The sequence below is a fragment of the Actinomycetes bacterium genome (assembly GCA_036000965.1).
In the GTDB taxonomy this organism is placed as follows: domain Bacteria; phylum Actinomycetota; class CALGFH01; order CALGFH01; family CALGFH01; genus DASYUT01.
In genome coordinates this window covers 50,887-72,090 of record DASYUT010000078.1, presented here as the reverse complement: position 1 = coordinate 72,090, position 21,204 = coordinate 50,887, and the positions used below count along the sequence as shown (strand labels likewise).

Below are 21,204 nucleotides of genomic sequence, written 5' to 3'. Positions count from 1 at the left end.
GATCGGCAAGGCGCCCGAGCCGCTTCCGGATGGGGCGGCCGGCCGGCGGTTCGCCTGCCCTTGGCCGGGAATGCTAGCCGCGGCGGCGGGTCCGGCCCGCGGCGGGCGCAGAGGGGCGGACGACGCGACCTGGATGTGCCGGCCTGCCGGCACGGGTGAGGGACCCATGACCAGCGACCCCAGAGGGCCAGGCATCGAGCTGCAGACCATGCTCAGCGAGGCCGACGCCGCACTGGACGGCGAGGTGCGGGCCGGCCTGCAGGCGATGGTCGACTGCGCCGCCATGCTGCTGCCGGTGGACGGGGCCGGGCTCATGCTGGCCGGACCGGACGGTGCCTTGCGCTCGTCGATCGCGTCCGACAGCGCCGGGCGGCTGCTTCAGACCGGCCAGGAGCGGCTGGAGGCCGGCCCGGCGATGGACGCCTACCGCTGCGCCCTGCCGGTGTCGAGCGTGGATGTCCGCGTCGACGAGCGCTGGCCCGACCTGCGCTACCTGCTGCCGGAGGATCCCCTGCACGCCGTGCTGGCCACACCCGTCACCCTGCCGGACGGGCCGGTCGGCACGCTGAACGTCTGGCGGGCCACGCCCAGCGACTACAGCCTGGCCGAGATCACCGCCGTCACCCGCTACACCCGGGTGGCGGCCAGCCTGCTGCTGGTGTCGGCTCACGCCGAGCTGCGCGGGGTCCTGCTGAGCCGGCTCATCCAGACGCTGGCGTCCGCGCCGTTCCCGGCCCAGCACGGCTGAGCTGCCCTCCTGCACGCCCTGCACACCGCCTGAACGGCCCGGGCCGGGCTGTCAGACGACCAGGATCTGGCCCCGCATGCGCTCGATGGCGCGGCGGAGCAGGCGGGAGACGTGCATCTGGGAGTAGCCGACGCGGGCGGCGATCGGTCGGCCAGGCCGAGGTAGGCGACGATGATGCGCTCGCGCACGGCCGGGTCGCAGGACCGGGCATACTCCCGGAACCACGTCTCGACCTGGTCGACCGCTGCCTGGTCGCCGGGACGGACATCGAAGTGGTCGTGGGCAGCGTCCATCGACCGGGTAGGTACCTGCACGAGACTCTCCGGTGGGGACGATCGTCCACGGGGTCACGGCGGACGGGCGTTTCGCTGAGCGTCACGCTGAGGCCTTCCAGTTCAGCACGGGTCCGCAACTTTTGCCCCTTGAGGCGCGTCCCAGCCCGTCCAGCGCCTGGTGACGATGACCCTTCCTCCCCATATGAGCGGATATGCTCGGGCTGCGGCCGGCGGCCCGCTCAGACCGTCCCGGATGACGACGCGGCCGGGCCGGTGAGGTCGTACACGGTCATGCCGCCAACCGTGGTGGAGGTGAAGCGCTGCTTCACCCAGCTGCTGATCTGTTGGGCGTTGTCGCTGCCGCCCTGAGCGGCACCGCCGAACCCCTCGTTGCCGGCGACGAAGTAGTGGATCTTGCCCTCCTCGACGTATCGCTGGAACTGCTCGAGCGTGGGCGTTGGGTCGGAGCCGTTGAACCCGCCGATGGCCATGACGGGCTCGTCGGTTGCGAGCTGGATGCCGGCCGCCGAGTTGGACCCGACGGTTGCCGCGGCCCAGGTGTAGCCGTCGCTGCCCTGCCGGAGCAGCTGGACGAGCTCGGCGCTCGGCGTGCGGCCGTTGAGCAGGCCGCCCATGCCGCCACGCGTCCTGCCGTCGCCGCGCGTGCCGCCGTCGGGCGCTCCTCCGCCGTCGCCGCCCGCACCGCCGGGCGTCCCTTGGCCGCCGAACGGGATCCCGCCGCCAGGCCCGCCCTGCGCCTGGCCGCCGAAACCCGGGGGCGGGCCGCCGAAGCGACCGCGCGGGCCCCCGCCGAACCCGCCGGCCACCGAGGGACCGGCCGAGGGGATCGCGCCGCCGTGCGGGGTCGCCGCAGTGTCGAGGGCGTACGCCGCCGGCCCGGCCAGGGCCACGACCAGGCCGGTCGCGGCCACCGCCACCGTGGCTCGCCCGCGCTGCGGCAGGGCCAGGAGCAGCGCGGCCACGCCGAGTCCCGCGACCACCACGAGCGGGGACAGCCATGGAGCCCAGTCGGGGCTCCGACGCAGGAGGACGAACGACCACAGGCCGGTCGCGGCCAGCGCCGCCGCGAGCACGGCACGCGGCGCGAGGTGCTCCCGCAGCCGCCACAGGGTCGGCGCCCCCATGCCGACGATCGCCGCCACCGCCGGCGCCAGGGCCACGGTGTAGTAGGCGTGGAAGATCCCCTGCATGAAGCTGAACACCAGCCCGGTCACCAGGAGCCACCCGCCCCACAGCAGGAACGCGGCCCGCTGCCGGTCGGTGCGGGCCGCCTGCCGGGTGATCCACAGCCCGGCGACGAGCAGGAGCAGGGCAGCGGGCAGCAACCAGGCGATCTGGCCGCCCACCTCGGCCCCGAACAGCCGGGTCCAGCCGGCCTGGCCCCAGCCCCTGCCCCCGCCGACACTCCCGGCCTCGTCGCCGGTCAGCCGGCCCAGCCCGTTGTAGCCGAAGGTCAGCTCGAGGATGCTGTTGGTCTGCGACCCGCCCACATAGGGCCGGTCGGCCGCGGGCACCAGCTCCACGATCGCCACCCACCATCCAGCCGAGACGACCAGGGCGATCCCGGCCACGACGAGCTGGCCGAGCCTGCGCCGCAACGACACCGGGGCGGCGACCAGGTAGGCGAGCGCGAGGGGCGGCACCACCAGGAACGCCTGCAGCTGCTTGGTGAGGAAGCCGAAGCCCACGAACGTGGCGGCGAGCACGAGCCATCGGGTGCGGCCGCCCTCCAGCGCCCGCACGGTCGCGTACGCGCTCAGCACGAGCAGCAGCACCAGCAGCGCGTCAGGGTTGTTGAAGCGGAAGATCAGCGTCGCGACCGGGGTCAGGGCCAGGACCGCGCCCGAGATGAGCGCGGCTCCGGGCGAGAACCACCGCCGCACGGTGGCGTAGAGGGCCCCGACGCTGGCCACGCCCATCAGGGCCTGGGGCGCCAAGATACTCCAGGAGTTGACGCCGAAGACGCGGGCCGACAGCCCCATGACCCACAACGCGGCCGGCGGCTTGTCGATGGTGATGAAGTTCGACGAGTCGGAGGACCCGAAGAACCAGGCCTTCCAGCTCTTCGTCGCGGCCTGGACGGCCGCCGAGTAGAAGGTGTTGGCCCAGCCGGAGGCGCTCAGCGCCCACAGGTAGAGCAGCGCGGTGGCGGCCAGCAGCAGGACCAGGCCCGGGCGCACCCAGCGCGGGTCGTCCTCCCGGCCCCGGAGCAGGCGGACCGCGCGACTGGTGGGCGCCCTGGCCGGCGCGGGTCGTTCGAGGGTCGTGGTGGTCATCGTGGCGTTCTCCTTGGTCGGGCTCGGGTGCGGTCAGGCTCGGGTGCGGTCAGGCCCGGGTGCGGTCAGGCCCGGGTGCGGCGTGGGTGGAACACCCACGACCGCAGCAGGACGAAGCGGAGCAGGGTGGCGGCGGCGTTGGCGGCGACCAGCGCGGCCAGCTCGGCCGCGCGGGCCGGGTGGTCGGCGACCAGGTCGAGCAGCCCGAGTGCGCCGCTGGTCAGCGTCAGGCCCAGGCCGAACACGGCCAGCCCTTCGAGGTGGTGGCGCAGGCGCGCGCTCCTGCCGAGGACGCCGAAGGTCCACCGGCGGTTGGCGGCGGTGTTGGCGACTGCGCTCGCGAGCAGTGCCAGGGCGTTGGCCGCGAGGGCGCTGGTCCCGGTGCGCAGCAGCCAGTAGAGCGCGAGGTAGAGCAGCGTCGAGACCGCGCCGATCGCCGCGAAGCTGGGCAGCTGGCGGGCCATGCCCGCCGGCAGCGTGGCCTCCCGGAGGCGGGCCGGGAGCGGCACGCGACCGGGCGCGCCATCGAGCAGCCGGCGCCCGACCCGCAGCATGCCGCGGAGGTCGTCAAGGGCGGTCTGGAGCACGTCCACCCGGCTGTCGGGGTCATCGACCCAGTCGACCGGCACCTCGTGGATGCGCAGCCCGCTGCGCTCGGCCAGCAGCAGCAGCTCGGTGTCGAAGAACCACGCCTGGTCCTCGACCGCCGGCAGCAGCGCCTGGACCACCTCCGTCCGCCCGGCCTTGAAGCCGCACTGGGCGTCGGAGAAGCGCGCCCGCAGCGTGGCCCGCAGCAGCAGGTTGTAGCAGCGGGAGATCAGCTCGCGCTCGGGGCCGCGCACCACCGCCGAGCCGCGGGCGAGCCGGGTGCCGATGGCCAGGTCGCTGTGCCCCGACAGCAGCGGCGCGACCAGGGGCAGCAGCGCCTCGAGGCCGGTGGACAGGTCTACGTCCATGTAGGCGACCACGTCGGCGTCGCTCGTGCTCCACACATGGCGCAGCGCCCGGCCCCGCCCTTTCTGCTCGAGGCGGACTGCGCGCACGCTGGGGAGCTGCTCGGCCAGCTGCAGAGCGAGCGGCCAGGTGGCGTCGGTGCTGGCGTTGTCGGCGACGGTGATCCAGAAGGCGAACGGGAAGCTCGCCGACAGGTAGCGGTGCAGCCGCGAGACGTTGGCGGCGAGGGTCTGCTGCTCGTTGTGGACCGGCACCACGATCTCGACCAGTGGGCGCGGCGGCTCACCGGCGGCGTGCGCGCGCTGCCGGGTGTCGTGGACGAGTGTCAGGGTGCTCATGGCCGCTGGCGTCTCCTGTGGTGCCGGGTTCATGGCCTCGATGGTCGAGGGCGCGCCTTGGGGCCACGTGAGTCCTGGCTGGGAGGTTGCTGAACGCCGCGGGGGGATGCCGTGGATCCGTCAGCCGGCCGTGGCGGCTGGCTCGTCGACCGCGGGGGCCTGGGCGCCGGGGGCCAAGGGGAGCAGCACGCGGAACCTCGCTCCCTGGCCGGGGACGCTTTCCACCTCGACCTTCCCGCCGTGGGCGGCCACCAGCGCGGCGACGATCGAGAGGCCAAGCCCGGCGCCACCGGCAACGTGCGACCGGGCCGGGTCGGCCCGGTAGAACCGCTCGAAGACGCGCTCGGCCTGCTGCGAGGTCAGCCCCCGGCCGTGGTCGACGACCTCGACAAGGGCGCAGGGGCTGCCCTCCAGCAGGCAGGTGCCGGCCCGGACCTCGACCGGGCCGCCCGCGGGGGTGTGGGTGAGCGCGTTGCTCATCAGGTTGGCGATCACTTGGCGCAGCCGTTGCTCGTCGCCGAGGACGACGAGCGGTCCGCCCGGGGCGCCGTCACCGCCGAGCACGAGCTCGACGCGGCGGTCGGGCGCGACGGCCCGGGCGTCGTGGACCGCGTCGGCGGCAAGAGCGAGCAGGTCCACCGGGCGCCGGTCGAGCGGGCGCTGCTGGTCGAGTCGGGCGAGGAGCAGCAGATCCTCCACCAGCAGGCCCATCCGGGCCGCCTGGTCCTCGATGCGGCGCATCAGGCCGTCCAGCTCGCCGGGCTCACGCGACCCCCCCTGCCGGTACAGCTCGGCGAAGCCCCTGATGGTGGTGAGCGGGGTCCGCAGCTCGTGGCTGGCGTCGGCCACGAAGCGCCGCATCCGGTCCTCCGACCGGCGGGCGGCCTCCTCCGACCGGCGGGCCATGCCCTCCGAAGCGGCGCGGGCGCGGAAGGCCGACTCGATCTGGGCGAGCATCGTGTTCAGCGCCTCCCCGAGCCGGCCGACCTCGGTGCGGGAGTCGGGGTGGGGCACGCGCCGGGCAAGGTCGCCGGCCGCGATGGCCCCGGCGGTCTGCTCGATCTCGACGAGGGGGCGCAGGCTTGCGCGCACGATCGCCGCACCGACGCCGGCCAGCACCACCAGCACGACCAGGCTCACGATCAAGTCGATGCGCTGCAAGCTCCCGACGGTGCTGTCGATCTCGTCCAGGCTGGCGGCGACCGCGACGCTGCCGCCGGAGCGGTCCTTGCGTGGTACGACAAGGACGCGCCACTGCCCCCCACCCGCGGTGGCTGGGACGGTGATGGGCCTGCCGGCGTGCGCCTGGAGCCAGGCGGCGTCGTCGGGCAGCCGGGGTGGCGGCTGACCCTCTTCCGGCAGGTCGGGGAGGCTCTCGTTGGTGACCTTGCCGGTCGCGTCACGGAACTGGATCAAGTACGGGGTGGGACCTCCGCGGCGCTCGTCCCCCCGGTCGGGCGGGGGTCGAGGCGGGGGCGGGTGGTCGAAGTCTCGGGCGACGCCGTCGAGCTGGTCGTCCAAGCGGCCGACCAGGGAGCCGCGCAGCGCCGCGACGCTGGCCAGGCCGATGAGGACGAGCGCGACGGTCACCAAGGTCAGCACGGCGACGATCAGCTTGACGCGCAGCGGCGTGCGGCCCAGCAGCCGCCGCCCCGACGACCACGGCCGGGCCGCCAGCCCGCCCACAGGACCCCATCGCACGCGCGTCATCCTCTACGAGTCGGGCAGCCGCAGCACGTACCCGACGCCGCGGATGGTGTGGATCAGCCTGGGCTCGACGGTGTCGACCTTGCGGCGGAGGTAGGACACGTACGACTCGACGATGCCCGAGTCACCCTGAAAGTCGTAGTTCCACACGTAGTCGAGGATCTGCCCCTTGGACAGGACCCGTCCGACGTTGGTCATCAGGTAGCGCAGCAGCTTGAACTCGGTCGGCGACAGCTGCACGCGGCTTCCGGCCCGCCACACCTCGTGGCCCTCCTCGTCCAGCTCCAGGTCGGCGGCCCGCAACCGGGACGGCGACGGCATGCCGGCCCGGGTGCGACGCAGCACCGCCCGGATCCGGGCGATCACCTCCTCCAGGCTGAACGGCTTGGTGACGTAGTCGTCGCCGCCCAGCGTCAGCCCGGTCACCTTGTCCTCGGTGGCGTCCCGAGCGGTCAGGAACAGCACGGGGGTCCGCACGTCGCCCGACCGGAGCCGGCGGGCGACGTCGAAGCCGTCGAGGTCGGGCAGCATCACGTCGAGCACGACCAGGTCCGGCCGGTGCCGCTGCGCGGCCTGGAGCGCCTCCAGGCCGTTCGCGGCAGTGGCCACCTCGAACCCGGCGAGCCGCAGGCTGGCCGACAAGAGCTCGAGGATGTTGGGCTCGTCCTCCACGACCAGCAGCCGGGCCTCCGGCTGCTGGCGCTGACCGAGGGGCGCGACCGGCTCGCTCATGGGCACCTCCCCGACCGCAGCGGCGACCGTCGGATCATCGTCTCCATGCTCGCATGCTCCTTGTTCCACGACCTCACGACCGGCGTTCCACGACCTCACGACCGGCGTTCCACGACGTCACCGGCGTTTCGACGACCTCACCACCGGCGTTCCACGACCTCACCACCGCCATGCTCGGCTCCGCGCCTTGAGCCAGCCTGGGCCCTTCCTGGGAGTTTGCTGAGCGCGACCGCCCCAAGAGACCCCAGGCCAGGAGACCGGGGCCGGGCCCCACCGGGGGCTTTCCCCGCGCGGCTCCACCAGCGGTGGTGCTGCTCCGCTACTTCCAGGCGCTGAGCCAGGACTGAGATCGCCGCCCGCGTCGGCTACTCCCAGATGCACGTCTCCCGCCTGCTCCGCCGCGCCATCGAGCGCATGCGGGGCGAGGCGGCGGGCTGAGCCACGTCAGCGGCCGCTGGCGCCGGCGGCCGGGGCGGGCTCGTTCCCGCCAGGGTGGCGTGCCTGCCGCAGCAGCTGGCGGACCTCCTCGTCGGAGACCTGAGGGAACTCCCGGTAGGAGAGCCCGACCGCGCGAAACCTCGGCGGGGTGCTGACGCAGACCACCTCGTCGGCCTCCCGTGCCAGCTCGTCGCAGGTCGACGCAGGCGAGGTGGGCACGCCGACCACGACCCGGCTGGGCCCGAGGCGCTGGACCGCGGCCACCGCAGCCCGCATCGTCGAGCCGGTGGCCAGGCCGTCGTCGACCAGGATGGCGACTCTTCCGCCGACCTCGGGCGGGGGCCGGCCCTCCCGGTAGGCGCGCTCGCGCCGCTCGAGCTCCTGGCGCTCCGCCTCGGTGATCCGCTCGACGGCCACGTCAGGGATGCCGTAGGCGCGCACGAGCCCCTCGTTGAGCACGCGCACGCCGCCGGAGGCGATGGCCCCCATGGCGAGCTCCTCCCGACCGGGGACGCCGAGCTTGCGTACCAGGAAGACGTCCAGCGGCGCGACCAGCAACCTGGCCACCTGACAGCCGACCGGGACACCGCCGCGTGGGAGGGCGAGCACGACCACGTCGTCCCGCCTCGCGAAGTGTGTCAGGATCGAGGCGAGCGCGACGCCCGCCTCGTCCCGGTCGCGGAACACCACGCGCATCGGGTGCCTCCAGCCACAATCTGGCGGCCCACGGACCGGTGCCGTCGGGCGACGGTGTGCCGGACCGCCTGACGTCGTCATCGTCAGCATGTCGTCATCGTCAGCATATGGAATAGCCCGACCGGGGCGGCGGCAAACCGCCCGGTGGCCCCGGTCCCGGCCCGGCCCTGCCTGCGCCGCCGTCACCGGGCCGGAGGGCCGCCCGGGCCGAATCGCAAACGGACCTCGGACACCGATCGGCCCCACCCTAGGATGGGCGGGGCCGATGATCATCCCGAGCGCCCAGCCGCCAGTTCAGGCTTCGTGGTCGGGCCAGCCCGTCGGCTTGGAGCCGCCACGAACCGCGCACATTGCGCAGGAACAGCCGGGCAGGGATCGAGTTCAGAGCCGCCTCACGGCAGCGGCCCCGCCAGCGGGTCGGGTGGAGTCTCCATACCACCGTCTCCTCGGGTCATGGCCTGTCGCCTCGACAAGGCTCGGGCCGGACCCTCCGAGTCTACTCCAAGGCCCCAGGGCGTAAACCCCTAAATTTGGCCGGCCAGGCGAGGCCTGGTTGGCGGAGGGCTGCCGTGGTAGCAGGGACGGGCACAGGACGCGACGGCGAGGAGGCGATGGTGGAGATCGGCTATTTCCTGTCCAGCGAGGAGCACGGCCCGCGTGAGCTGGTGCGCTACGCCCAGCAGGCGGAGCAGGCGGGGTTCCGCTTTCTACCGGCGCGAGGTGCTCCCACGGGTCGGCTGACGCCGCCTCGACTGCGTGGTCGCCGCCGCGAGTCCGGCGGAAGCGCCCCACGCTTGCGTCCGCCCCGTGGTCTGCGCCAGGCTCTCGGACCACCGGGTCGATCGAGGAGGCAGCATGCGGCTTGGGCTGAGCGTCGGGTACTGGGGCCTCGGGGTCACTGCGGCCGACCAGCTCAGCATGAGCCAGGAGGCCGAGCGGCTCGGCTACGGCTCGGTGTGGGCGTCGGAGGCGTACGGCTCGGACGCGGCCACCGTGCTCGCCTGGCTCGCCGCGCAGACCAGCACGATCGGCATCGGCTCGGCCATCTTCCAGCTCCCCGCGCGCAGCCCGGCCATGACCGCGATGACCGCGGCCACCCTGGACCAGCTCTCCGGTGGGCGCTTCCGGCTCGGGCTCGGCCTGTCCGGCCCTCAGGTCGCTGAGGGCTGGCACGGCCAGCGCTACGCCCAGCCGCTCGCGCGCACCCGCGACTACGTGGCCGTCGTGCGGATGGCGCTCGCCCGCCAGCGGGTCGAGTACCACGGCGACACCTACGACCTGCCCCTGCCCGGCGGCCCGGGCAAGGCGCTCAAGCTCACCATCGGCCCAGCCCAGCAGCGGCTCCCGATCTACCTGGCCAGCATCGGCCCGAAGAACACCGCGCTCGCTGCCGAGATCGCCGACGGCTGGATGCCGTTCATGCTGTCGCCCGAGCACATGGGTGAGTTCCGGCCCCACCTGGAGGCGGGCGCGGCCCGGGCCGGCCGCAGCCTCGACGAGGTCGACATCGCCCCCATGGTGAGCACGCAGGTGTCCGACGACGTCGAGGCGGCCCGGGACGCCATGCGCTTCATGCTCGCCCTCTACGTCGGCGGCATGGGCTCGCGCCAGCAGAACTTCTACAACCAGCTCGTCCGCCGCTACGGCTTCGAGGAGGCGGCCGTCAAGGTGCAGGAGCTGTACCTGGCGGGACGGCAGGGGGAGGCGATGGCGGCGCTGCCCGACAAGCTGATCGACCTCGTCTCGCTCTGCGGCCCGGCCGGCGCGGTGCGCGAGCGCCTGACCGCGTTCCGGGAGGCGGGTGTCGGTACCCTGATCGTCGCCCCGGTGATGGGCACCCTGGAGGACCGGCTAGGGCAGTTGCGGGTGCTCGCCGAGCTGGCGGCGTAGCGCAGTCCGTAGCCAGGAGCGCCCATGCCCTGGCCGGGCTGATCGCCTCAGTCCAACAGGGCCGACAACTCGTCGGGATCGGTGACCGGGCGCTTGCAGACAAAGTGCTCGCAGACGTAGGCGGTGGCGCGGCCGTCGACCATGGTCCGGTCGGCGAGCAGCGGCACCCGCGCGGCAGCCTCCTGGTCGTCCTGGGCGGCCAGGGCGAGCACCTGGTTGGGCTGGTAGCGACCCCGCACCCGGTCGAGCAGCGCGCGGGTGCCGAGCGCGGCCGGGTTGCCCACGATCGCGACCTCGCGCACCCGGGACAGGGCGAAGTCGGCAGCCGAGAGGGCGTAGCCGAAGCCGGTCGGCGCCCGCGGCACCACGTCCTGGACGAGCCGGAGGGCGCCCGCGGCCGCCTCGTCGTACGCGGTCTCGCCGGTGAGGCGGGCCAGGCGCTGGAGCACGTCGGCGGCCACCGACGACCCGGAGGGCACCGCGTTGTCGAACAGCTCGCGGGGCCGGAGCACGAGCCGCTCGGCGTCCGACCCGGTCTGGTAGAAGCCGCCCCGCTCGGGGTCGGCGAACAGCTCGAGGATCGCGTCCGCGAGCTGGCGCGCCTCGGTCAGCCAGCGCAGCTCGAAGGTGGTCTCCCACAGCGTCAGGCAGGCCTCCGCCATGCAGGCGTAGTCGTCGAGGTAGCCGGGTCCGCCGGCGCGGCCGTCGCGCCAGGCGCGCAGCAGGCGGCCGTCTGGCCCGCGCAGCCTGACCAGGACGAACTCGGCCGCGGCCAGCGCCGCCTCGACCAGGGAGGGCTCGTCGAAGGCGCGCCCCGCCTCGGCCAGCGCGGAGATCGCGAGCCCGTTCCAGGCGGCCAGCACCTTGTCGTCAGTGGCCGGGTGGACGCGGGCCTCGCGGGCCTCGAACAGGCGGCGGCGCCCGTCCGCCCACCGCTGCTCGAGCTCCCCGAGGCCGAGGCCGTGCCGCATGGCCACCTTCTCGGCCGCCTCCGGCATCCACAGGACGTTGGTGCCCTCCCAGTTCCCCTCCGGGGTGGCGCCGAACAGGTCGGCGACCACCTCGCCGGCGTGGTCGACCAGCTCGTCGTAGGACCAGACGAAGAACTTCCCCTCGACGCCCTCCGAGTCGGCGTCCTGGGACGAGAAGAAGCCGCCCTCGGGGTGGCGCAGCTCGCGCAGCAGGTACCCGGCGGTCTCCCGGGCGATGCGGCGGTAGCGGGGCCACCCGGTCACCTGCCAGGCGTGGGTGTAGACCCGCACGAGCTGGGCGTTGTCGTACAGCATCTTCTCGAAGTGCGGGACCAGCCAGCGGCCGTCGGTCGAGTAGCGGTGGAAGCCCCCGCCGAGCTGGTCGTACACGCCTCCGAGGGCCATGCGGTTCAGGGTCAGCTCGACCATCTCGAGGGCGCCCTCCCAGCCCCGCAGCGAGGCACGCAGGGCGAACTCCAGCGTCATCGGCTGGGGGAACTTGGGCGCCGGGCCGAACCCGCCCCACCTCGGGTCGAACACCCGCCGCAGGCCGTCGAACGCCTGGCGCAGCAGCTCCTCGGAGAGCGGCACGGTCGCCGGCTCCAAGTCCAACGACTGCGCGGCGATGTGGCCGACCACCGCCTCGCCCTGGCGGCGGGCGTCCTCGCGCCGCTCCCGCCAGGCCTCGGCCACCGCGAGCAGTACCTTGCGGAAGCCGGGCAGGCCGTGCCGGTCGGTCCTGGGGAAGTAGGTGCCGGCGAAGAACGGGCCCCCGTCGGGGGTGAGGAACACCGTCATCGGCCAGCCGCCCTGGCCGGTCATGGCCTGGACCGCGTCCATGTAGATCCCGTCCAGGTCGGGACGCTCCTCGCGGTCCACCTTGACCGGCACGAAGTGCTCGTTCATGACCGCGGCGGTCTCCGGGTCCTCGAACGACTCATGCGCCATGACGTGGCACCAGTGGCACGCCGCGTAGCCGACAGACAGCAGGATCGGCTTGTCCTCGCGGCGCGCCCGCTCCAGCGCCTCCTCGCCCCAGGGGTACCAGTCGACCGGGTTGTCGGCGTGCTGGAGCAGGTAAGGGCTGGTCTCGCCGGCCAACCGGTTGCCCCTGCGCGCCTCGGCCATGCCTACAGCGTACCCCGCAGGACCTCCCTGGCGAAGGTCTCGCTCACGCCTTGGCACCTTCCGCCGGGCCGCTCATGGCCCGTTCTTCCGCCATGATGCGCCTCCTGGCCAGGCGCATCCACGCTGGCCAGGCCCGATTCCGCTACTGGAGGGGAGGCCGCTCGTGGTCCGCCGGTGGCAGGTCCGCCGGTGGCAGGTCCGCCGGTGGCCAGGCGCCCTCGACGGTGACCGCGCGGGCCGCGAGCAGGACGCCGGCCCGGGCGGCCTCCACCGGGTCGGCGCCGCCGGCCCGCGCGACCAGGTAGCCGGCGGCGAGCGCATCCCCGGCGCCGGTGGGGTCGACGACCGCGGCGGGCACGGCACCCAGGGCGTGCAGGCGGTCCCCGGCCGCCACCAGCACCCCGCCAGGGCCGAGCTTGACCACGGCGACCGGCACCCGCCGAGCCAGCGCGCCGGCGGCCCGCGCGGGGTCGGCCAAGCCGGTCAGGGCGACCGCTTCCTCGGCGTTGGCGAGCAGGGTCCCCGCCGCCGACGCGGCAGCCACCACGGCCGGCCGGGCCGGGCCGGCCAGCAGCGGCCACGAGCTGGCGTCGACCGCGGCCGGCCGGGTCCGGCCCGCCACCCGGGCGGCGGCCAGAGCCGCCCCGTGCGATCCGGGCCGCAGCAGGGTGTAGCCGCTCACGAAGACGGCGTCCGTCCCGGCCAGGCCGGCGAGCACGTCGCGCTCGTCCAGGGCGGCGTTGGCCCCGGGGTCGGCGACAAAGCTCCGCTCCCCCGCCTCCCAGACCACCAGCATCGCCCCGGTGGGCCGGGACGCGGCGGGCGGGTGGATCTCGACCCCCCGCCCGGCCAGGGCCGCGGCGAGCAGCTCGCCGGCGAGGTCGGCCCCGCGCCTGGCCACGACCCGGGCGCCGGCCCCGGCCGCGCGCACCCAGACGGCGACGTTGGCGGCGGCCCCGCCGGGCCGTAGGGCCACCGACCCGGGCACGTCCCCGCCTCGGGCGAGCGCGGGCGCGGTCACGCAGACGTCGACCATCAGGTCGCCGACGCATCCCACGAGCGGGGGCCGGCCGCTCAGGGCAGGACCAGGAGGCGGGCCCGCAACGTCACTTCACGTAGTGCCGGTAGCTCTCCTCCGCCGGCTGGCACCGCGGGCAGCGCGGCATCGGCGTCACCCAGGCCGTGATGACGAGGTTGAAGGGCAGCAGCGCACCGCACAGCGAGCACCTCGTGTAGTCGGACCGGAGCTCGATCTTGATGACCTCGGCCATTGCTCCACCTTCTCGTGGAAGGGCGATCGAAATCGCAGGCAGACGAGGTGCAAGCAGCCCGTGCCAGCCAAGCGACCGAGGAAGAGTATTGCTCCAGCATGCGTGGACAAACCAAATTCGCCCACTCCGTGAGCGGAAATAGCGTTTTGCGGAATCTGGCATGGTTGGCGGGCTACTCGCCGCCAGCGCCGGCTGAGTAGTGGTGGACGGTGCCGGCGGCTCAGCCTGGTGTCGCCGACGTCCAGGCGAGCAGCCCGGCGGCGTCCCAGGCGTTGACCACCAGGTCGGGGGTGACGCCGCAGGCGAACGCGCGCTCGCAGCCCAGGACCAGCCAGTCGAGCTGGCCGGGGGCATGGGCGTCGGAGTCGACGGCGAAGCGGCAGCCGGCCTCGACGGCGAGGCGCAGCAGCCGCTTGGGCGGGTCCTGGCGCTCGGGGCGCGAGTTGACCTCGACCGCTGTGCGGAACTCGGCGCAGGCGGCGAACACCAGCTCGGGGTCGAAGGCCGACTCGGGGCGGCCCCGCTTGCCGGTCAGGATCCGCCCGGTGCAGTGGCCGAGGACGTCGGTGTGCGGGTTGGCGACCGCGGCCACCATCCGCCGGGTCATGTCCGGCGCCTCCATGCGCAGCTTGGAGTGGACGCTGGCCACCACCAGGTCCAGCCGGGCGAGCAGCTCGTCCTCCTGGTCGAGCGAGCCGTCCTCGAGGATGTCGACCTCGATGCCGGTGAGGACCCGGAACGGTGGACCAGGCCGAGCCGCCGCCTGCTCGGCGAGCCGCTGGTTGAGCGCTGTCACCTCGTCGAGCTGGGCCCGCAGCCGCTCGGGGCTGAGGCCTCGCGCCACCGTGAGGCTGGGCGAGTGGTCGGTGAGGGCCAGGTACTCGTGGCCAAGGTCCCGGGCGGCGGCCGCCATCTCGGCCACCGGGCTGCCCCCGTCGCTCCAGGTCGAGTGGGTGTGGCAGTCGCCTCGCAGGGCGGCGCGCAACTCGGCGGCGCCCTCGGCCACCGGGCGGCCCTCGGTCGCCTCCAGGCGGCGCAGGTACACCGGCACCTCGCCGGCCAGCGCCTCGCGGATCACCCGCTCGGTCACCTCGCCGACGCCGGGCAGGGCGCGCAGGCCGGGACCGGCCGCGAGCCGGGCCAGCTCGTCGGGCTCGATCTCCTCGACCACGGCAGCGGCGCGCCGGAACGCCCGTACCCGGTAGGTGGGCTCGAGCGCGCGCTCGAGCAGGAACGCGATGCGCCGCAGCGCCTCGACCGGCGTCACCGCGCTCACCTCCCTGGCCGTGTGCCCCGCCCGGCCGTGTGCCCCGCCCGGCCGTGTGGACCGCCCGGCGGCGGCGCCATGGTGCCCCAGATGCGGGCGGGCGCGTCGAAGCCGTGCGTGCGAGCGGGACCGGCATCGACCTCAGGGTGTCGACCATCTGGGAGGGGAGCGGCGGCGTGGGCGGCTTCTTCGAGCGCACCTTCGCCCCCAAGGGTTGCACGCCATCTACGACGACATGCTCGACCGGCTGACAAGGGTCGTCGGGGCCGAGCCGGCCCATGGTTGACCGGCTCGGACACGGCGGCGTAACGAATCGCCGAAGAACCCCGGAGCCTGGTTGCGAAGCTGTCTGCTTTGACCTAGAACGTAGCCACTCGGTAAGTCGAGCTATAGGTGGGGGGGCCCGCAGCCGACAATTCGTGCCGAGCACAACGCCGGTCCACCCTCGTCCCGCTTGCCGGCCGGGGTGGGGCTCATCCTCAGAGGCAGGAGACACATGAGCGGGCTCATCCTCAGAGGCAGGAGGCACATGAGCGGGCTCATCCTCAGAGGCAGGAGACACATGAGCGGGCTCATCCTCAGAGGCAGAAGGCACATGAGCGGGCTCATCCTCAAGGGCAGAAGGCACATGAGCGGGCTCGTCGGGAAGTTGCCGCTGTCGGGTTGGCAGCGGGTGGCCGCGGCGGTCGTGCTGGCCGCGCTGCTGCTCGCGGTCGGCACGGTGGCGGCGGCTGCCCGTGCCGGGGGCCCGCCCGGCAAGATCTTGGCCGGGGTGACGATCAGCGGGGTGGACGTCGGCGGGATGACCCGGGCCGAGGCCGCCAAGGCCGTAGAGGGCCACGCTGCCAAGTCCCTGCATCGCCCGATCATGGTCCTGGTCGGCGACAAGCGGTTCCGCATGACCCCGGCCGGGGTGGGCCGGGGCGCAACGATCGAGCAGGCCGTCAGCGAGGCGCTGGCCGGCCCGCGGCTCTCGTTCTTCGGCCGTATCTGGCACAAGGCCATCAAGCGGCCGGTCACCATGTCGGTCGACCTGAACACCACCACCGACGACCAGCGGGTGGCCGCGTTCGTGGGCCGGATCGCCCAGCGCGTCGCGGTCGCGCCGGTCGACGCGCGCATCGAGCTGGTGGACGGCAAGCCCGTGATCGAGCGCGCCCGCGCCGGCCGCGCCCTCGACGTCAAGGCCGCCACCAAGGGTCTGCTCAAGGTGCTCGGCGAGTCGGGCCACAAGGAGGCGCGGCTGGCCCTGTCGCCGGTGACGCCGAAGGTGACCGACGACCAGCTCGGCACGACGATCGTCATCGACAAGGCGAAGAACCGCCTCAGGCTGTTCAAAGGAACCAAGGTCGTGAAGACCTACGGGGTGGCCACGGCCATGCGCGGCTTCTCCACCCCGAGCGGCACCTGGCAGGTCATGCGGAAGATGGTCAACCCGACCTGGCACAACCCGGCCCCGGACACCTGGGGCGCGGACATGCCACTCGTCATCCCGCCCGGCCCGGGCAACCCGCTCGGGACAAGGGCGCTGGCCCTGGACGCCACCGGCATCCTCATCCACGGCACCTACTCGACCTGGTCCATCGGGACCTACGCCTCCCACGGCTGCATCCGGATGCGCCTGTGGGACGCCGAAGACCTCTATCCGCGGGTCCCTGTGGGCACCAGGGTGCTGATCCACCGCTAGCCAGGCGAGTGTTCGTCTCACGGGTGCCGGTGGGCACCAAGGTGCTCATCCACCAGGAGCCAGGCGAGTCCCACCATCTCCTCGCACCCGGCGGTTGGAGTCTAGGACGGCGGGCGGGCGCAGGTTCCCGGCCGATTCAGGCCGCTGCGACCGGCCCTGGCTCGGTCCGGACGCGGCCGTAGGTGGTGGTGCGCTGCTCGAGGCGCCGGCCGAGCGGCTCGACGATGCGGGCGAAGTCCTCGGCCTCCATCATCTGGCCGTGGCTGGCGCCGGCGGCCCGGCTGATGTTCTCGTCCATCAGCGTGCCACCGAGGTCGTTGACCCCGCCCAGGAGCGCCTGGCGCACCCCGTCGGGCCCCATCTTCACCCAGGAGACCTGGATGTTGGGGATGTGGCCGGCGTAGGCGATGCGGGCGACCGCGTGCATCAGCAGCGCCTCGCGGAACGTCGGGCCGGGCCGAGACAGCCGCTTGCGGTAGATGGGCGCGGCCATGTGGACGAAGGGCAGGGGCACGAACTCGGTGAACCCGCCGGTCTCCTCCTGCAGCGCCCGCGTCCGCAGCATGTGCCTGGCCCAGCTCCTGGGCTGCTCGACGTGGCCGAACATGATGGTGATGTTGGAGCGCAGCCCGACCGAGTGGGCCGTGCGGTGCACCTCGAGCCACTCCTCGGTGTTCACCTTGTCGGGGCAGATGACCGCGCGGACCTCGTCGTCGAGGATCTCCGCGGCGGTCCCGGGCAGCGTGGCCAGGCCGGCCGCCTTGAGCCGCAGGAGGTAGTCGCGCAGGGGCTCGCCGAGCCGGCGGGCGCCCTCGTGGACCTCGAGGGCGGTGAACCCATGAATGTGGATGCCTGGCGCGGCCTGGTGGACCGCCCTGGCCACCTCCACGTAGTAGTCGCCGTCGAAGCTGGGGTGGATGCCGCCCTGCAGGGTCACCTCGGTGGCCCCGAGCGCCTCGGCCTCGACCACCCGGCCGGCGATCTCGTCCAGGCCGAGCAGGTAGGGCGCACCGCGCAGGTTCAGGCTGAGTGGGCCCTTGGAGAAGGCGCAGAACCGGCACCGGAAGGTGCAGACGTTGGTGTAGTTGATGTTGCGGTTGCGCACGAAGGTGACGACCTCGCCGGCGTCGCGCCGGCGCAGCCCGTCGGCCAGCTCGGCGACGGCCCGGACCTCCGGCCCGCGGGCGGCGAACAGCGCCACGATCTCGTCCTCGCCGACCTCCTGCCCGACCGCGACGCCGTCGAGCACCTCGGCCACCCGCCCGCGCCGCCCCGGCCGGCCCCGGCCGGCCCCGGCCGGCTCGACGAGCACCGCGGCCGGCTCGACGAGCACCGGTGGCGGCTCGATATCGCCGGCTGCCCAGCGGTCGTCGCGCCCGAGCCACTCGGCGTCGGCGCGGTCCAGGACCGGGAAGACCATCGCCGGGTCGAGCCAGCGGCCCGGGTCGGCGGCGAACTCCGGGTAGACCGTGAGGCGGGGGGCCAGCACCATGCCGGCCGCCTCGGTGACCTGCCGGAGCCGGTCAAGGGCGGGCCAGGGCCGCTCCGGGTTGACGTGGTCGGCGGTGACCGGGCTCACCCCACCCCAGTCGTTGATGCCGGCCTCGAGCAGCACCCCGAAGTCCTCGGTCAGGTTGGGGGGGGCCTGCAGGTGGATGGAAGGGTCGAGCAGGACTCGGGCGGCCGCGACCGTCCACAGGTACTCGTCGAGCGACGGCGCTGGCGTGTCGGCCATGGCCGTGCCCGGCTTCGGGCGGAAGTTCTGGACGATGACCTCCTGGACGTGCCCGTGACGCCGGTGGCTGGCGTCGATCGCGGCCAGCGCCTCGAGCCGCTCGGCTCTGGTCTCGCCGATGCCGACCAGGATCCCGGTGGTGAACGGGACGGCCAGGGCGCCGGCGGCCTCGAGGGTGGCCAGCCGGCGGGCCGGCAGCTTGGTCCGGCAGCGGGCGTGGGGGCCGCCCGGCTCGTGCAGCCGCTCGGACAGCGACTCGAGCATCATGCCCTGGCTGGCGGTGACCGGCCGGAGCTGGGCCAGCTCGTCCGGGTGCAGCGCGCCCGCGTTGGCGTGGGGCAGCAGGCCGGTCTCGGCCACCACCTGGCGGCACGCCTCGGCCAGGTAGTCGACGGTCGAGGCGTGGCCGAGGGCGGCCAGCCCGGCCCGGGCCGCCGGGTAGCGCTCCTCGGGCCGCTCGCCCAGGGTGAACAGGGCCTCGTGGCAGCCGTGGGCCTGGCCGGCCCGGGCGATCTCCAGGACATGCTCGACGGTGAGGTAGGGGCCGGCGTCCAGGCGGGCTGGAGGCTTGGCAAAGGTGCAGTAGCCGCAGTGGTCGCGGCAGAGCATGGTCAGGGGGATGAAGACCTTGGGCGAGTAGGTCACCCTGGACCCGAAGCGGCGGTCGCGGATGCGCCGCGCCTCGGCCAGGAGCTCGGCGGCGGGGGTGGCTGGGGTCACGGCATGCTTCGACATGCCAGCAGCGTCGAGGGACCGCTTCAGAAAGTCAAGTGAAAGCTCCTCTGCTACGGTGCCGATCGTGACGAAGCGCTACCCGTTGCCCGGACCGGTCGCCCGCTCCCTCGAGACGGTCGGGGACCGGTGGACGCTGCTCGTCATCCGCGAGCTCCTGCTGGGCACTGCCCGCTACGCCGAGCTGGAGCGGGCGCTGCCCGGGATCCCCTCGAACCTGCTCGCGGAGCGGCTGCGCCTGCTGGAGGACGAGGGCGTCGCCGTGCGCGCCCCCGGCGACCGGGGCTACCGGCTGACCGCCAAGGGCCGCGACCTGGCCCCGGTCCTGGCCAGCCTGGCCGCCTGGGGCATGCGGCACTACGGAGAGCCGTCCTCCGCTCTTGCCACCCATGCCGGCTGCGGAGGGCGGGTGCTCACGCGGTCGTCCTGCTCCCGCTGCGGGGCCGCCGTCTCCTCCACCGAGCTGGACCTGCGCGGCCTCCCCTGAGGCGCCAAGGCCAGCGGCCTCCCTGAGGCGGCAAGGCCAGAAGAAGCATTCGGTCTGCTCTGGTCTCTTGGGATATTTCTGTCGTATGCTCTTCTGGATAGGACCGGGTCCGGCCCATCCCCCATCCCCGGCCTGTACAGCTGAGCGTTGGATAAGAACCGTTCGGAACGACCTGGTCGTTCCACCGTTCGTATCCTACGATCATGGTCACAGGGTCCCCCAACTTCGAACCGGTCTTTCGACGTCAGCCCTGCTGATAAGGGGACGCCATGCATCCCGCACCCCACCGGGCCCGACAGGTCCGCCCGCCACGCCCATCTCCCACTCCCAGCCTGCCGGGGCCGCTGGATGGCCTCGATCTTCCCCGCATCCTGCGCGAGACGTGCGAGCGCGCCCGTTGGAGCTACGCCGAGATCTGGGTGCCCGATCCCGACGGCGACGGGCTCGGGCTCCACCAGGCCTGGTATGGCAACCAGGCCTGCGCCAGGCACTTCCGGCCGCCGACCGAGGCGCTGGCGTTCACGCCGGGCACCGGCCTGCCGGGCCGGGCCGCGCACACGCGGCAGCTCGTGCTCGTGCCCGACGTCACCGTCGACCCCGAGTTCTGCCGGCCGACCGCGGCCCGCAAGGCGGGCCTGCGAGTGGGGCTGGCGGTACCGGTGGTCGCCGGGGGGGAGGTGACCGCCGTGCTCACATTCTTCGGCCCCGAGGACGCCGAGGCCGACCCGCCCCTGGCCACGCCCGCCCAGGAGGTCGCCGACCTGCTGGCCCGGTGCCTCGAGGAACCGGTCGGCCAGACCGCCCCGTTCTGACATCCTCCTCTGCCTGCAGGCAGAGAATTCCCGGTTGGCTCTCCGGGCGGTGCTTTGTCGCTCCGGGGTGGTTCGCGGAAGCGGCTCCCCGGTCAGCCGAGCGCGACCGGGGTCGCGCCCTGGACCACCGCCTCGACGATGGCGGCGGCACCGACGATGGTCGCCCCGGGCACGAGTTGGTCGGCGGTGATGCCGCGGGGGGTGGTGCACGCGCTGCACCCCCAGATCGCCCCGCCGGCGGCCACGAAGTCGGCCAGGAGGGGCCCGAGGTCCGGGTAGCCGTCGAGGCGGACCGTGTCGGCGTACCCCCGCTGGCAGAGCCAGGCGCCCTCGGCGGTCAGCAGCACGACCGCCTCCTGGCCGGAGGCGGCGGCCACGCTGGCGGCGATGAACGGGACGATGGCGCGCTCCGGGTCGTCGGCGCCGTGGGTGCAGTGGAAGAGCAGCTTGGCCATGTCTGGCTCCTTTCCTACCGCGACTGGGGGCCGCTCCCCGGCTGGTGGCAGACCAGGTCGATGACCACGGCGGTGGCGAGCACCACGACCTGGTCCTCGCCCTCGACGACGTCCACGGCGTAGGTGTCGGTCATCGTGAACAGCTCCTTGGAGACCCTGGCCACCCGGCGGTCCCCGCGCGAGAGCAGGTAGTCGTTGGCGAAGAAGTTGCCGGTGACCCGGAAGCCGGCCTGGCCCGGGGTGTCGACCGTGAACCGCCGCCCCGAGGTGAACGGCACCGCCTTGACCACCGCGGCCACCCGGCCGCCGCGCACCACCTCGTACCGGGGCCGCAGCGCCATCTTGCGCTGGCGCACGACCGCGACCTCGATGCCGGTCGCGTCCTTGACCGAGAGCCTGCGGCCGAGCAGGGACGCCCGGCCATGGACCACGAAGGCGTCCCGGCCCGCCTCGTCCCTGATCGAGTAGTCGCTCGCCCGGGCCAGCAGCGACTGCTTCACCACGTAGCGCACGGCGCTGATCCTATCCGGGCGGGTTCAGGTTCACCGGGGCACCGCCGTCACCGGAATCGGGCAGACTAGTGA

General features: G+C 73.6%; 17 protein-coding genes. 5 read left to right on the top strand and 12 right to left on the bottom strand.

The features are described from left to right. The first annotated feature begins 166 nt into the window (after positions 1-166). Positions 167-748, top strand: a complete 582-nt coding sequence (locus VG276_06410; protein HEV8649035.1) for a GAF domain-containing protein — start codon at positions 167-169, stop codon at positions 746-748. Positions 749-1,262: 514 nt separating this feature from the next. Here the strand turns inward: VG276_06410 and VG276_06405 are convergent. From VG276_06405 to VG276_06385, 5 genes are all read right to left on the bottom strand, one after another. Then, complete coding sequence (locus VG276_06405) at positions 1,263-3,320, bottom strand: glycosyltransferase family 39 protein (protein HEV8649034.1); 2,058 nt, start codon at positions 3,318-3,320, stop codon at positions 1,263-1,265. A 65-nt stretch (positions 3,321-3,385) separates the two neighbouring features. After that, a complete protein-coding gene (locus tag VG276_06400; GenBank protein ID HEV8649033.1) occupies positions 3,386-4,612 on the bottom strand; it encodes a glycosyltransferase in 1,227 nt (408 codons plus the stop codon). A gap of 120 nt (positions 4,613-4,732) precedes the next feature. Beyond that, positions 4,733-6,313, bottom strand: coding sequence for a HAMP domain-containing sensor histidine kinase (locus VG276_06395; GenBank protein HEV8649032.1), 1,581 nt, complete (start codon positions 6,311-6,313; stop codon positions 4,733-4,735). 12 nt (positions 6,314-6,325) lie between these two features. Then, complete coding sequence (locus VG276_06390; GenBank protein HEV8649031.1) at positions 6,326-7,051, bottom strand: response regulator transcription factor; 726 nt, start codon at positions 7,049-7,051, stop codon at positions 6,326-6,328. Between the two features lie 444 nt (positions 7,052-7,495). After that, positions 7,496-8,185 carry a phosphoribosyltransferase gene (locus tag VG276_06385; GenBank protein ID HEV8649030.1) on the bottom strand — a complete coding sequence of 230 codons (690 nt, stop codon included), beginning with the start codon at positions 8,183-8,185 and terminating at the stop codon, positions 7,496-7,498. Positions 8,186-9,040: 855 nt separating this feature from the next. Between VG276_06385 and VG276_06380 the strand changes: the two genes are divergently transcribed. Further along, positions 9,041-10,075: an LLM class F420-dependent oxidoreductase gene (locus VG276_06380; GenBank protein HEV8649029.1), complete on the top strand. Its 1,035-nt coding sequence runs from the start codon at positions 9,041-9,043 to the stop codon at positions 10,073-10,075. A gap of 47 nt (positions 10,076-10,122) precedes the next feature. On the opposite strand, the gene VG276_06375 is transcribed toward VG276_06380, so the two are convergent. From VG276_06375 to VG276_06360, 4 genes are all read right to left on the bottom strand, one after another. Continuing rightward, positions 10,123-12,174 carry a thioredoxin domain-containing protein gene (locus tag VG276_06375; protein HEV8649028.1) on the bottom strand — a complete coding sequence of 684 codons (2,052 nt, stop codon included), beginning with the start codon at positions 12,172-12,174 and terminating at the stop codon, positions 10,123-10,125. Positions 12,175-12,316: 142 nt separating this feature from the next. Continuing rightward, on the bottom strand, positions 12,317-13,231 hold the full coding sequence (locus VG276_06370; GenBank protein ID HEV8649027.1) for a PfkB family carbohydrate kinase: 915 nt from the start codon (positions 13,229-13,231) through the stop codon (positions 12,317-12,319). 49 nt (positions 13,232-13,280) lie between these two features. Next, entirely contained in the window at positions 13,281-13,445 is a 165-nt protein-coding gene (locus tag VG276_06365; protein ID HEV8649026.1) for a hypothetical protein, read from the bottom strand. Between the two features lie 220 nt (positions 13,446-13,665). Beyond that, entirely contained in the window at positions 13,666-14,712 is a 1,047-nt protein-coding gene (locus VG276_06360; protein ID HEV8649025.1) for a PHP domain-containing protein, read from the bottom strand. A gap of 595 nt (positions 14,713-15,307) precedes the next feature. On the opposite strand from VG276_06360, the gene VG276_06355 reads away from it, so the two are divergent. Beyond that, the gene (locus tag VG276_06355) at positions 15,308-16,399 is read left to right on the top strand and encodes a L,D-transpeptidase/peptidoglycan binding protein (protein ID HEV8649024.1); all 1,092 of its coding nucleotides are present in this window, start codon (positions 15,308-15,310) and stop codon (positions 16,397-16,399) included. 136 nt (positions 16,400-16,535) lie between these two features. Here VG276_06355 and cofH read toward each other — a convergent pair whose 3' ends face one another. After that, positions 16,536-18,869: a 5-amino-6-(D-ribitylamino)uracil--L-tyrosine 4-hydroxyphenyl transferase CofH gene (cofH, locus tag VG276_06350; protein HEV8649023.1), complete on the bottom strand. Its 2,334-nt coding sequence runs from the start codon at positions 18,867-18,869 to the stop codon at positions 16,536-16,538. 64 nt (positions 18,870-18,933) lie between these two features. Between cofH and VG276_06345 the strand changes: the two genes are divergently transcribed. Then, entirely contained in the window at positions 18,934-19,353 is a 420-nt protein-coding gene (locus VG276_06345) for a helix-turn-helix domain-containing protein (protein ID HEV8649022.1), read from the top strand. A 269-nt stretch (positions 19,354-19,622) separates the two neighbouring features. Then, complete coding sequence (locus VG276_06340; GenBank protein HEV8649021.1) at positions 19,623-20,165, top strand: GAF domain-containing protein; 543 nt, start codon at positions 19,623-19,625, stop codon at positions 20,163-20,165. Positions 20,166-20,257: 92 nt separating this feature from the next. On the opposite strand, the gene VG276_06335 is transcribed toward VG276_06340, so the two are convergent. Both VG276_06335 and VG276_06330 read right to left on the bottom strand, forming a co-directional pair. Further along, the gene (locus VG276_06335) at positions 20,258-20,620 is read right to left on the bottom strand and encodes a DsrE family protein (protein HEV8649020.1); all 363 of its coding nucleotides are present in this window, start codon (positions 20,618-20,620) and stop codon (positions 20,258-20,260) included. A 14-nt stretch (positions 20,621-20,634) separates the two neighbouring features. After that, positions 20,635-21,132 carry an LURP-one-related family protein gene (locus VG276_06330; protein ID HEV8649019.1) on the bottom strand — a complete coding sequence of 166 codons (498 nt, stop codon included), beginning with the start codon at positions 21,130-21,132 and terminating at the stop codon, positions 20,635-20,637. Positions 21,133-21,204 lie beyond the last annotated feature (72 nt).